The sequence below is a fragment of the Aestuariivirga sp. genome (assembly GCF_044239095.1).
In the GTDB taxonomy this organism is placed as follows: Bacteria; Pseudomonadota; Alphaproteobacteria; order Rhizobiales; family Aestuariivirgaceae; genus Aestuariivirga.
In genome coordinates this window covers 17,195-29,520 of record NZ_JBIICB010000016.1, presented here as the reverse complement: position 1 = coordinate 29,520, position 12,326 = coordinate 17,195, and the positions used below count along the sequence as shown (strand labels likewise).

At 58.0% G+C, this 12,326-nt stretch carries 12 protein-coding genes, 1 pseudogene and 1 riboswitch; of the genes and pseudogenes, 6 read left to right on the top strand and 7 right to left on the bottom strand.

Annotated features, from left to right (window positions below; genetic code table 11):
• The 5 genes from ACILRA_RS02935 to ACILRA_RS02915 all read right to left on the bottom strand — a co-directional run.
• Positions 1-136, bottom strand: a 136-nt coding sequence (locus ACILRA_RS02935) for an FAD-dependent oxidoreductase (RefSeq protein WP_395660594.1), incomplete at its 3' end; no start/stop codon positions are given.
• Entirely contained in the window at positions 133-933 is an 801-nt protein-coding gene (thiD, locus tag ACILRA_RS02930; protein ID WP_395660593.1) for a bifunctional hydroxymethylpyrimidine kinase/phosphomethylpyrimidine kinase, read from the bottom strand. The genes thiD and ACILRA_RS02935, both read right to left, overlap by 4 nt.
• Before the next feature lie 49 nt (positions 934-982).
• Positions 983-1,083, bottom strand: a riboswitch (TPP riboswitch).
• A 106-nt stretch (positions 1,084-1,189) separates the two neighbouring features.
• Positions 1,190-2,176, bottom strand: a complete 987-nt coding sequence (locus tag ACILRA_RS02925) for a hypothetical protein (RefSeq protein ID WP_395660592.1) — start codon at positions 2,174-2,176, stop codon at positions 1,190-1,192.
• A gap of 248 nt (positions 2,177-2,424) precedes the next feature.
• Complete coding sequence (locus ACILRA_RS02920; RefSeq protein ID WP_395660591.1) at positions 2,425-3,402, bottom strand: hypothetical protein; 978 nt, start codon at positions 3,400-3,402, stop codon at positions 2,425-2,427.
• Positions 3,403-3,598: 196 nt separating this feature from the next.
• Positions 3,599-4,015, bottom strand: coding sequence for a hypothetical protein (locus ACILRA_RS02915; RefSeq protein ID WP_395660590.1), 417 nt, complete (start codon positions 4,013-4,015; stop codon positions 3,599-3,601).
• A 269-nt stretch (positions 4,016-4,284) separates the two neighbouring features.
• On the opposite strand from ACILRA_RS02915, the gene ACILRA_RS02910 reads away from it, so the two are divergent.
• From ACILRA_RS02910 to ACILRA_RS02900, 3 genes are all read left to right on the top strand, one after another.
• The gene (locus ACILRA_RS02910) at positions 4,285-4,992 is read left to right on the top strand and encodes a hypothetical protein (RefSeq protein WP_395660589.1); all 708 of its coding nucleotides are present in this window, start codon (positions 4,285-4,287) and stop codon (positions 4,990-4,992) included.
• A 5-nt stretch (positions 4,993-4,997) separates the two neighbouring features.
• Positions 4,998-6,617, top strand: a complete 1,620-nt coding sequence (locus ACILRA_RS02905) for a hypothetical protein (protein ID WP_395660588.1) — start codon at positions 4,998-5,000, stop codon at positions 6,615-6,617.
• 338 nt (positions 6,618-6,955) lie between these two features.
• Positions 6,956-7,855, top strand: a complete 900-nt coding sequence (locus ACILRA_RS02900) for a hypothetical protein (protein WP_395660587.1) — start codon at positions 6,956-6,958, stop codon at positions 7,853-7,855.
• 1 nt (position 7,856) lies between these two features.
• Here ACILRA_RS02900 and ACILRA_RS02895 read toward each other — a convergent pair whose 3' ends face one another.
• Together ACILRA_RS02895 and ACILRA_RS02890 are read right to left on the bottom strand one after the other, a co-directional pair.
• Positions 7,857-8,480, bottom strand: a complete 624-nt coding sequence (locus tag ACILRA_RS02895; RefSeq protein ID WP_395660595.1) for a hypothetical protein — start codon at positions 8,478-8,480, stop codon at positions 7,857-7,859.
• 177 nt (positions 8,481-8,657) lie between these two features.
• A pseudogene (locus ACILRA_RS02890) lies at positions 8,658-8,909 on the bottom strand (glycosyltransferase); the annotation flags it as partial.
• Between the two features lie 437 nt (positions 8,910-9,346).
• On the opposite strand from ACILRA_RS02890, the gene ACILRA_RS02885 reads away from it, so the two are divergent.
• The 3 genes from ACILRA_RS02885 (at position 9,347) to ACILRA_RS02875 (ending at position 12,294) form a co-directional block, all read left to right on the top strand.
• Complete coding sequence (locus ACILRA_RS02885; RefSeq protein WP_395660586.1) at positions 9,347-10,066, top strand: outer membrane protein; 720 nt, start codon at positions 9,347-9,349, stop codon at positions 10,064-10,066.
• 160 nt (positions 10,067-10,226) lie between these two features.
• Complete coding sequence (locus ACILRA_RS02880) at positions 10,227-10,742, top strand: hypothetical protein (RefSeq protein ID WP_395660585.1); 516 nt, start codon at positions 10,227-10,229, stop codon at positions 10,740-10,742.
• 37 nt (positions 10,743-10,779) lie between these two features.
• The gene (locus ACILRA_RS02875) at positions 10,780-12,294 is read left to right on the top strand and encodes a glycosyltransferase family 2 protein (RefSeq protein ID WP_395660584.1); all 1,515 of its coding nucleotides are present in this window, start codon (positions 10,780-10,782) and stop codon (positions 12,292-12,294) included.
• Positions 12,295-12,326 lie beyond the last annotated feature (32 nt).

Here is a 12,326-nt window from a genome sequence, read left to right as displayed (position 1 = left end):
CGCCCGCCCACCAGGAACAGGCATGCGGTCCCGGCTCTCCCGCCCGGTCGATAAGCCGAACCTCTGCGCCCCGCTTGACGAGTTCGGTGGCGATACAAAGCCCGGCGACGCCCGCGCCGATCACCGTGAAGCTCATCGCCATGTCCCGTGAAAATGGTGCACGGGCCCATGGCCCGAGCCGATTTTCAGCTCGTCCGCACGGGTGATCGCCGCGTGCAGCCAGTCATGCGCCACGCCAGTGGCCTCCGCCAGCGGCCGGCCCTTGGCAAGCTCCGCCGCGATGGCGGATGACAATGTGCAGCCGGTGCCATGGGTGTTGCGTGTGGCGATGCGGGGCGCCGTGAAGACGCAGACACCCTCCGCCGACACCAGCACATCCTCGCATAGCGGGCCTTCTGCATGGCCACCCTTCATCAATACGGCCCGCGCACCAAGTGCGCAGATGGCCTGCCCCTGGGCAGCCGCCTCATCGCGTCCCTGGGCCTGCTCACAGCCGAGCAGCTTGGCGGCCTCAGGCAGGTTCGGGGTCACAAGATCAGCGCGTGGCACGAGGTGCCGGAGCAGGGCGGCAATGGCCTCCCCGGTGAGAAGCGCGTCGCCTGACTTGGCGACCATCACGGGGTCCAGCACCACCACCCCGCCATAGGCGGCGATTCCCTCGCTCACGGCCAATGTCGCGTCAGGTGTTCCCAGCATGCCGATCTTGATGGCATGAACCTTGATGTCGGACAGGACCGCGCTGATCTGGGCCCTGATGATGCCGGCCGGTATGGCGTGGATCGCCGTGACGGCGCATGTGTTCTGCGCGGTCACCGCCGTCACGACGCTGGCGCCATAGACGCCCAGCGCCGAGAATGTCTTGAGATCGGCCTGAATGCCCGCGCCGCCGCCGCTGTCAGAACCCGCGATGGTCAGGGCCGCCACCGTCGTCATGCCGCCTCCTTGTTCCCCGGCGCAGGGAACTGGAGCGATAATCCATGCCTGGAAAATCTTATCCGTTCCCTCCGCCGGCATTATCCGGATCAGGTTTCGTGGGTTGGCGTTTTCCGCCTCTCAGCCTTTTGGGCACCCCAACAGATGACTTGAGAATATATAAAACAGAGAGGATTGCAAGCGGCGGCATGAGCCCCCTGCGCATCGTGAGATGGGCCCCGGCCTCAGCGGTGAGTTGAGTTCCGCAGTGCTGAGGTCATGTGGCCAGGGCGCGTGTCTTCTGAACCAGTATGTCTGCAGCGCCGGAAAACGCATCGAACTGATCCATCAACACCTGACGCCCAAAGCGCTCGGACGCCGTCCCCGTATGGCCATGTGCTACGGCTATCTCCTCACGGAAACTGGCCGCTGCCTTGGATGAGAAATGCCAACCGTTACCCCCTGCATTGCACTCCAACACAAGGAGTTTTCCCGTCTTTTCTTCCCGAAGGATATCAATTCCCAGCAACGGGATGCTCGGCAAAGCGCTGTGCACAAGCTTTGCCAGTGACAATACGTCTGGGTCCGAATGGAACCGGTAGTGTCTCTTGCCGAAGGCCAAATTCGCAATGGGGATTGCCTCCAGAATGTCATCACTGCTGGCAAGCGATGGTCTTGGCGTTTCTGAAACCGCCTCATTACACCAAAGAGGAATGCCAAAGAACGAGGTGACACGATTGTATCTGATGTACTCTCCTGTATCGACAAAGCGCTGAACAATATAGTTCAGCGGGTTTGGACGCAGCGGGTGGGTCTCATCAAGTTCAGATGGCGCCAAGCTCTCTAGCCGCTGGCGGCGCATCAGGCGAATGCCTTCCCCAGTCGATGTCAGCCGCAAATCGCCAGGCTTCACGATCACGAACTGGCTAAACAGGATTGGATCCAGTTTCAGTCCAAACCGGAACCGGCACGCAGGCGGCGTAGCTATGCCGTGCATTCTGAAAATCTCCTGCTGAGCCAGCTTATCGATCGCATAGTTCCTCAAGACGGGTCCGCGCAGAACTGGCAGCTTGAAGTTCGGAGTAAGCGAAATCGTGAGCGTTGGATGATTCCAGGCGCTGATGGGCAATTCGACCCTGAGGTTGGCTGGCAGGTGGTAGACCGTGATGTCTCTATCGCGCGCGTTGACCTTGGCCGCTATCTCGTCGAAGTCCTGCTCGTATTCGGGGCCCCGATGAACGATGATGAGATTTCGCTTGGTCATGTTTGACCGGTCACTGCCTTCTCACTCTGCTACGGCTCTCGCACATCGCCGCGTAGCGCTACAAGATGATTGCTTTCTTCTCCATGGTCCAGTGCAGCGTCCCGCCAGATTACAATGCCGAAGACAGAGGCTTGCAACCCTGTAGGCGGGAACACGAGATCCAACGACGGCGCTTGGGCTCAGCCGAAGAGAGCCAGGCAGTCCCCGGCTGGCCTTCCTTCGGAACGGGAGGCACTATGTGGCGATGATCACGAGGCGAGTTCTCTGACGGCTTTTGCGAGCACAAGCGCAGCCACGTCAAAGGCGCCAAACTGGTCAATGAGGACATGGCGCCCCCGTCTTTCAGCATTGAGGTGGCGCGGCTCAAGAACCTGCCTACCGTGAGCTTCGCGCCAATCACGCGCAACCTCGGATGAAAAGTGCCAGGTGTTTCCGCCCGCATTGCATTCAAGGACGTATATTCTCCCTGTCCTCTCCTCGATGAGCATGTCCAGCCCGAGAAGCGGAATCTCCGGCAAGGCCTTGTGCACCCTTCTTGCCATGTCGATCACTTGGGGTGGTGCATACATCTGCATATGCTGGTCGGTCATGAAGTTGCTCGCGATGAGTGCCTCGAACAATGCTTCATCGCTTGCGGTGAGCGGCGGGCGGATCGATTTCGAGATTGCGAAGAAACTGTAGAGTGGCGAGCCCAGAAACATCGAGACCCGGAACCATTTGAACTGCGTGCCCGTATCGACGTACCGCTGTACCATGTAATTGCCGGAAGGCATGAGTCCCGCCAGCCTCCGGCCGGTCATGTTCTCGAGTGTGCTGCGGCGGAAGAGTTTCACGCCAATGCCCCTCGATGTCATCCTGAGATCAACTGGCTTCAGAACGACGAACTCACCAAACAGGATCGGATCAAGCTTCATGCCGGGGCGAAATGGCAAGGCTGGTGGGGTGGGAATTCCGTTCCGGCGAAAGATGTCTTGTTGTTCCAACTTGCCGATCGGTCTGTTGGTCAGGATTGGACCCCGTCTCACCGGTATCCGGAACTTTGAGGATAGAGAGACTGTCAATGTCGGCTGTTGCCATGCGCTGGCAGGCAGATCCACGCGCAGGCCGGCAGGAAGATGGTAGACAATAATGCCGCGATCGAGCGCATTTACCTTGCCTGCGATGTCGTCGAAGTCCTGCTCATAGTTCGGACCCCGGTGAACGAGGATGAGATTGCGCTTATTCATTGCAATACCTCTAGCAGGGCCAAGATCGTGCCTCAACAGACCCTGAAGAATGCTGCGTTCACGGCGGCGATCTGGTCGCAGCGTCGAAGAGTGAAAGGAAGTAAGGAGCCAGAGCGGCTGAGTAGGTAGCTGTCAGGTGATGCGTGTCACGAAGAACAATGATGTTACCTACCACGGCCCCATAGGTGTGGGGCGCTCATATTCCGTCAGTCAGGTCAAGCACTGACAAGCCGGGAAACGACGATGCGGCATTCGAATCGCCAATGATCGCGACGTTCGCCGGGGCATCCATCGCACCAAGACTGCAGTGCTTCGGATCGCTTATGTGAGCGATAGGATGGTCGTTCTTCAAGCTTGATAGTGATGGCACAAATGGCGCGTTATGACGCGCGTCCATGCCGTCGACGAGCGCTGCTGTTCGTGGATATCTCGTCGTCTGCTCGTCTGTTTGCAGGTGTTGTCCGCCGGGCTTTGTGTTCATGGCCTGTGCGAAGGTGCCCGGGATGAGCGCGCATAGCAACGCTGCGACGTTTCCCACGTGGCATTTCCAGTTAGTGGCTTCTTGGCTGGATGGCATAATGCGATCGTTCCCGGTGGCATGAAAGATCGCCATCGAAACCATGTGTTCGACTACACTTTCGGCGTTTGATCCTGAGTAGACGCGACCCGCATCCGATCTGTCCGTTTCATTTGTAGTCATGTTAAGTGTGACGATGAGCCAGTGCTCGTCGTTTCCTCAGATCGCCCTTGTCTGAGAAGTGGCTATGTCAGACATAGCTCAAGCATGGTAACCTCGGGGTCATGTGAATGCGTGCAACAGTGGCGTCATTCAATTGTCATGTGGTAAGCTGACCACTCCGGTTTTGTAAGGAACAGGTGCCGATGGCTGACAACCAAAGAATTCACGGTAAGATCGAGCTTCGGCGGGCAATCGCAACCTCGGCCTTCACGATGATCGCGCTGGTTGCAGTGATTGGCCTCTTCTCGCTGTTTTCGATCTGGTCCATCAACCGGGCCTGGACGACGGGGACGTTGGAAGCGGCCGAGTTGCAGAACCTGTCTCGCGCGGCGCTTGATTCACAGGTGAACTTCAAGGTCCAGATCCAGGAATGGAAGAATGTTCTGCTGCGTGGGGATCAAAGCAGCCTTCTGGAGAAACACCTTACGTCATTCCGCAGTAGCGCGCAGAAAACAGACGAGGGCCTTGTAAGGGTTTCAGCCGGTGCCGCCAAACTGGGGTTCAAGGACGAAGCGCAACGGGCTTTGGTCTTGAGCAACGAGCATGGGGTCTTGACGGCGCGATATGAGGCGGCGCTTGCCGAGGAGCGCGGAATGTCAAAAACCATCACACCAGACATGGCCAGCCTCATTGACAAGAGCGTTCGCGGGGTGGATCGCGTTCTTGAATCGGGCATCGGCAAGCTTTCGGCCGACATTGCGATGATTTCGGATGAGCGCAGAAACACGTTGCTCATCCAGATGCAGGACCGATACGTCAAACTCCGCTTGTTCATCCTGTGTGTCATTGGGCTCAGCCTTGTCATCACGGCCTATGTTCTGGCGAGCGCGCTGCGGGCCACGCGGAGCTGACGGAGATGATGTCCGACACCGTTGCGGCTCTCGCCGGCCTGGGGTTTTTCCTCGCGGGCCTTCACATGCTCGCGGAGGCTGTGCGGGCGCTCTCGGCAGGGTTTGTTCGAACAAGTTTTCGTGCGCTCTCGAAACTGCCCTTGTCGGGACCCATCATGGGCACTCTGCTTGGCGCCCTCACCCAGAGCACGAGTGCGGCTGCCTTTGTGTGCATGGGGCTTCTCAATTCGCGGGCCATTACATTTCCTGCGGCGCTGTCAATCAGCGCCTGGACGGGTGTCGGAACCTCTGTGCTGGTGTTCCTCGCGTCTATCGATTTGCGCCTGGCAGCGCTTGGTGCCCTTGCGTTGGTTGCGGTCTTCTATCTCGCTGCATTGCACCGCCATGAAACGGGTCGGCGGAGTACCGAGTTGCTGGTCGCGATTGGCCTGACCTTGCTTGGCCTCGCAATGGTGAAGGAAACTGGTTCGGGCCTTCAGCAGAATGCTTGGGCGCAGGAGTTTTTCGTTTTCGCCTCCACATCCTGGATCTATAGCTTCGTTATTGGCCTCGTCATCACATTGGTGATGCAGTCCTCGTCCACCGTTTCAATCATCACCGTTGCCCTTGGTGCTGCTGGTCTGCTGCCTTTCCTTTCGGCCCTCGTGATCGTCTGCGGAGCCAATCTTGGCTCAGGGCTCAGCGTCGTGCTCGTGTCGTCCCACCTTGTGGGTTTGCCTCGTCAGCTTGCGGTGTGGCAGGCCGCAGTAAAGGCTCTCGGCTCCCTGGCCGTACTGGTACCTGTAGTGCTTTTGTCGGCGTTTGGCAGCCTCCCGGAACCGGCTTCGTTTCAGGTGTCGCTGCCCATGGCCATTGCGCTCACCTACCTGGCGCTCAACGTTTCTGGGGCTGTTCTGGCAGCGCTCCTGCAGCAGCCGCTGGCCATCCTGCTTGAGACGATTGCGCCGATCGACACTGAGAGACAGCAGTATGACGCTGAGTTCCTGATCGATGAGGCGGCTGAAGATCCGGAAACCGCACTTATGCTGGCACGGCGCGAGTATGCTCGGCTTGTGGCGCTGATGCCCATAGCCCTCGCACCGCTGCGGCCCGAGGAGGAGGATGGCGTTCTCACGCTGGACAATGCGCAGCGCCGGCGCCTGTCGCTGGAACTCGCCAGTCAGATCGAAGGTTTCATAAGCCTGGCAGTGACCAGCCATCCTCAGAATGCTGATGTGAGCGGTTTACTGCTTCTGCAGCGCTACAACGGCCACCTGAAGTCTCTGATTGACGCTCTGCACAACTACGTTGAAGAGCTTGGCACCCTCAGGGATCCTGCGCCGCATGAGATTGCCATGCGGACATCCATGACTGAGACGCTTCACTTCCTGCTCGGCCTGCTAGCTGAGTATGCAAACAGCGAAGGTGATGCAGAAATGGTGGATAGGCTCACCCGCGACCGTGGTGATATCATGACGCGCTTCCGCGGCCAGATCGTTCAGCACGATACGGCTTCGAATGCCAATCGCGAGGCGCTTTTTGTCGCCACCGGCCTGTTTGAGCGCATGGTGTGGCTGGTTCGTGAACTGGCAGCCGATGAGGGTATACTCTCGCCTGAAGGATCGCCTCATCCGCGCGATACCTGAACGTCCTTGGTATCCTGTGATCCTTGCGATTGTCTCGCATCACCGGCCTTGTTGAAAGGCGATAAGCCTCAGTACCGGCGGGATCAATCAGTTGCTGATCTGGCAGTATTGGAAGTCGCGCCATCTCGTTTCTCCATGCATCTTACAATGCAGAGCGATTTCGACAGCGCCCGTTGTCAGCGTCCGTAGTCCGCTGTTGGCGCCAAGAGGACTTTTTTGCTGACTGTTGAACGGTTCATAATGCTGTATAGTCAAGGGGCTTGCCGGAGTTAAGATAAGTTATGCCATGGGCGCACCCTGTTGAACGATCCCTGTTTTTGGTTGCTCAGCCAGAGCATATGGCGACTGACGACCTGCTGATCATCCGCGACCGGATCCGGGCGCTGGCGCCGGACGTGCAGGTGATGGTGGTCGGCAGGGCTGACCGGGCCGATCTTGTGGATCGCGCCTGGTGGGCGCGCCCGGCTTTGACCGTGGGCTTCGGTCCTGTCGGGAAGTTCACTCCTTTGAGGGGCAAGCTGCTATTCAATCATGCCATCGCGAAGCTTGAGCAGTATCGCATGATGTCTGCCGCCGGCATTTCAACGCCGCGCACGGCGCCCTTCCAGTTCGGCATGAGCCTGCCGGAGCCGGAATGGGGCGCTTATTGCATACTCAAGCCTGTCAATCTTGATGTGTCCTCATCCGGGCGCGGCCTTTATCTGTTCCGCACTGGCCGTCTGAGTGGTCTTCAGCTGGAGGATCTGCCGCCAGATCATCTTGCAGCGTCTCAGCCGATGATCGTGCAGTCCTTCGTCGACACCGGTGCCCGGTTTAGTGTCTACCGCTGCCTGACGCTGTTCGGAGAGGTCATCTACCAGAACCTGGCCGAGGCGCCTGAGGCTCATCCGCCGCTGGACTCCGCGGACGGGGTGCTCGAGGCGATTCTGCCGGAGCCGCCCCGGAACCGTACCGCGCCGAAGATCAACACCGAGCCAGACGTGATGGCTTTTGCAACCTCCATTCAGTCCGCATTTCCGGCGACCCCCTTGCTCGGATGTGACATCGTGAGGGACGTGCCCTCAGGAAAGCTCTATGCCATTGAGGTGAATGCCGGCGGGAATGTGTGGCACCTGTCCTCTCCCCGCACGCGTGATTCGCGCACGATTACAAAGACCCAGAGCTATCTGAAGACATTCAATTCCTATGACAGGGCAGCCTTGGCCTTGATCAAAGCAACACGGATGCAGGCTGCTTGACTTACCTCGCCGCGGAGCGGGCCGTCCTTGCCAGGACCGCGGCCGCTTCACCCTTGCGGCCCAATCGAGAAAGGCCAGCAATCTCCATCGCTACGGCGTGGCGGCCGAAAATGTCACGGTCATAGGCGATGAGCCCCGGCGTGAGCGTGTCCGGATCGATGGCTTGCAGCTTTCGTGCGATAACGAGTGATGTTTCGGCGTTGCCGTGCTGCAGGTTTCTTTGCGCGAGTGTCAGGAGAAGTCCATAATTCTCCGGATGGAGGGCAAGGCCTGCCTCAATGAGGTCAAGCGAATCAGTCCCATTCCGAAGCTGGTGGGCGGCAAGCAGCTGGCAGAGCACCGCGCCATCGATCCGCGACCTTGCCGTTCCGGAGCGTTGCGCGAGGGCGATCCCTGCATGCCCTGCCGCAAGGGCATCGGCTGTCCGGTCAAGGCCCAGGAGCGTTTCGGCGAGGTGAAGCCGGTAATACACCCGCTCTGGCCATTCTGTGGCGCAGCGAATCAACAAGGGAAGATTGCGATGATGCTTGGAGGTGAGGTCGCCCTCATAGCCAAGGTGATCAATCTCGATTCGCGTTGTTCCGACGGTGCCGCGCGTGTCCTGCAGGCGTTCGAGCGAAGGCACGATCGTCTCGTGTATCGCACCCTCAAACCTGATTCGCGGGTCGATGCGGAACAGCCGGGGCAGGCGGCAGCGGGTGTAATTATGTTTTGGCTGAAGAAGGGCGTCCGCTGCAACCCATGATGGATCTAATTGGTTGCTAATCGATACACGCGAGCTCAGGGAAAGGCGCTCGTCAGCGTCAAAGTAGAAACCCCAGCCAGTCCGGCACCCGTCAATCGCGTGGTTTCGAGCCGCTGCAAAGTCATTGACCCAAGTGAAATGAAGGACCCGGGCGCCCGCATTCCGGGCAAGACTTACCGTTTCGTCGTTGGAGCCGGTGTCGACCACTAGTATGTCGTCGACATTTCCGGCGAGAGATTCAAGGCAAGCGGGAAGGTTCTGTTCCTCATTTCGTACGATGAGGAGAGCGGTAACAGCGGAACTCGCCAATGGCGCTGATCCTGCTGTGTCGTTAAGCTCTTGTCTGGATTACATATTTCCGGCGTAGAGAACGTGACCAACCGTTCCGTGGGTCTCAACGTTGAAGGATTGAAGCGAGGGCAACTTATATCCGCCTTTCTTCAACTGCTGGACAACGGCCTTGCGCGTCTCGGGAGAGAAAACTTCAGAATTCAACATTGGATGCCCCATGCAACGAATTTCTGCCTTAATGACATAACTTTGATGGGAACTTCAAGAGAATTTCCCATTGTTGAGTACCAAAAGTGGATAACTAAAATCATGAAATTATCTACTTAGTGTAATATCATAGACTTAGTCCTGACGCTGCCCCGCAAATTTTTTTTTGGCCGAATCCAGCATTCGTTATGGATTTTCCTGCACACTCCGATTATCGTAACTTCCAAAGAATTATGGGGGATCAATTTATGATCAGACGCGTCTCGGCAGCCTTAGCGACAACCGCAGCGGGAGCCATCATTGCCATCATCGGAACATCATCACCGGCGCAAGCCCAGGACACCCAGGGTGGTGGCTTTTACATCGGTGTGACCGGCGGCTACGGTTTCGGTGAGGCGGACGTCAAGGGTGATCTGCTCCGCGACCACAACGATACTCTGTCGCAAGTAGTGTCCGAGGATGGCAAAGGCGATCTCGAAGGCGGCATGATCGGCGGTCTTGTTGGCTTTGATTATGCGCTTGGAAATGGTCTGGTCATCGGCGCCGTGGGCGACCTGTCGTGGTTGAACGCGACCGGCAATGCGGACGTCGAGCCCTCGGTCATCAATCTTACGGGTTCCGACTATGACGTTGATGCGTCGCTGAGCTGGCTTGGCACACTTCGCGGACGTGTTGGTTTTGAAATGGGCGATGTCCTGGTCTACGGCACGGGTGGTTTGGCGTTCGGCGGTGTCGATGCAGACTTGAGCGTGTCCGGGTCCGGTGAGATCAACAGCGATAGCAACACCCAGGTGGGCTGGACTGTCGGCGCCGGTGTGAACTACATGGCGACCGATAACGTCATGCTGGGTATTGAATACCTCTATGTTGATCTCGGAGAGGGCTCATACCAATTCGGTGATACGGGCGATGCTGACATCGACCTGAACATGTCGATCGTCAGGGGAACGGTGAGCTTCAAGTTCTGACCTTTCCGTCCGCAGTTTGATGGCGCTCAGCCGCAAGGCGGCTGAGCGCCATGATTGCATTTAACAGGTCTGCGGAGGGAAGCTGCCTTCGGGCAGGGACACAGCGGCAGAATCGAATCAAGAGCGAGCGCCGTAGGAGCGCCTTAACCCGAGTTGCCGAATGACCGCACGCGCCGTCAATCGAAGTACAAAATCCAGCGCAGCAAGGCGCAAAACTCCTTCGGCCAGCATCAAGGCGGGAAAAAAGGCCACTGGCCGTAAGGCGAAGCGCCCTGTCGTTGCTTCTGACAAGGGCAAGGCGCCCGCGAAGAAACCCGCTGCCAAGACCAAACAGCCTCCTTCGAAGTCCGGCTTGGCGGTCAAATCCTCAGCGCAATATGTTCAGGGCGAAGGATGGGAGGTTGTGGATGTTGTTGACGGAATTGCCGTCTATGACAAAGAATTCAAGACTGTTCATTATCTGAACCATACAGCCGCTATGGTCTTCTTGCTCTGCAAGAGGCCCGTTGGTTTCGATGTCTTGAGCGCCGTGTTTCAAGAGGAGTTCGAACTCAAGACGGCACCCAAGGCGCAGTTGCGGAAGCTTGTTGACGAAATGCAGCAGACAGGATTGCTGCGCGAGGCAGGGCCGGAGGATGTTCAGGCCACCAGAGCACGGCCGGCCCGCAAGAAATAGATCTGCACCAGTTGATTCCGATGACCGGTAATCGCCGATGACGCAACCCTCCAGGCCGCTCATCTCGCTGATGGCCGGCATCACCAGCGGAGGCCTCGATGCTGCAAAAGCCGTCGAGGCGATTCGGACGGCAGGCGTTTTCGACGAACGCTTTTATCTGAACAGCTATCTTGCTGCAGACCCCATGCTGAAGCTTGTTGATCCGATCAGCCATTATCTCGTGGTCGGCTACAGGATGGGTTTCCGGCCCTCTTTCACATTCGATTCTGTTGCTTATCTCGCGCAGCATCCGGGACTTGCCGCAACGGGCATGAATCCGCTGCTTCATCTGTCCTTGCGCCTGCGGGCAGAAGGGCCAAGTTCAGGACTTACCGCCGCGCAACAGGTTCCTCTGCCTGGGCGCACGAGGGACCGCATTCCGGATTTCTCGGGCCTTCAGCGCCCCTGGGGCAAGGGGGTGCGTGTCGCGCTGGACGTTGTGATGCCGGTGCATTCCGGATTTCACGAGACGCTCCTGGCCGTTCATGCGGTGCTTTCATCGAAGAACAAGACTCCTTTTCAGCTAGTCGTTATTGACGACAAATCGCCGGATGCGGAACTCATCCGGCATCTGCAACTACTCGCACGCAGAGGATTGATATCGCTCCTGCACAACAGCCGGAACCTTGGCTTCGCCGGCACGGTCAACAAGGCGCTCGCCCTGCACCCTCAGCGTGATGTGCTGCTGCTGAACAGCGATACGATGGTTTATGGCAACTGGGTCGACAGGTTGGCGGCACATGCCGGAGAGGGTGTCGCCACGGTGACTCCCTTCAGCAACAACGCATCTCTCTGCAGTTATCCGAGGATATTCGAAGCGAATACCCTGCAGGCTCGTATGGCGGCCCGTACCATTGACCGTCTTTGCGCGAGGTTCAACAAGGGCCAGGCCGTTGACATTCCCACCGGCATCGGTTTCTGCATGTATGTCTCGCGTGCTGCCGCGCAGGTGATTGGCAGGTTCGACGATAAGACATTCAGGACCGGCTACGGCGAAGATAATGACTTCTGCTTTCGAGCACTCAAGCTTGGTTTTCGTAACCTGCATGCGCTCGATGTGTTTGTTTATCACGCAGGTGGCATCTCTTTCGGGACGCGGCCGCCTGAAGAGGCGAGCAAACCGCTGGCAGCGCTGAACAAGAAACACCCAAGCTTCAAGGCGTCATTGCGCCGGTTCGCACTCGACGATCCGGCTCTCGCTGCGCGCCAACTGCTTGATCTGGCTCTGCTGACAAGGGGAAAACGCCGGATCGACTTCCGTCACATCGGAAAGCGAAGCCTGGTTCGGCGCAAAGGAAGAGACTCGCTTCTGCTGTATCTCTGCCCCGAAGCCGGGGGACGAAGCTTCAGTCTGGAGACGTCAGACGGCTTATCTGTGTCCCCCAATCTCAGAGGCCTTGATCTTGCTCGCCTCACACTGCTTCTGAAGTCTCTCTTTCCTCCTGGAGGCAAGCGGAGCGTCACGTTCAGAGGGGGAGAGGTGAGCATCAAAATCCTGTCACGCTCTTCTTAGAGCATGATCTTGCCCGAGTTTATTTCGACCAG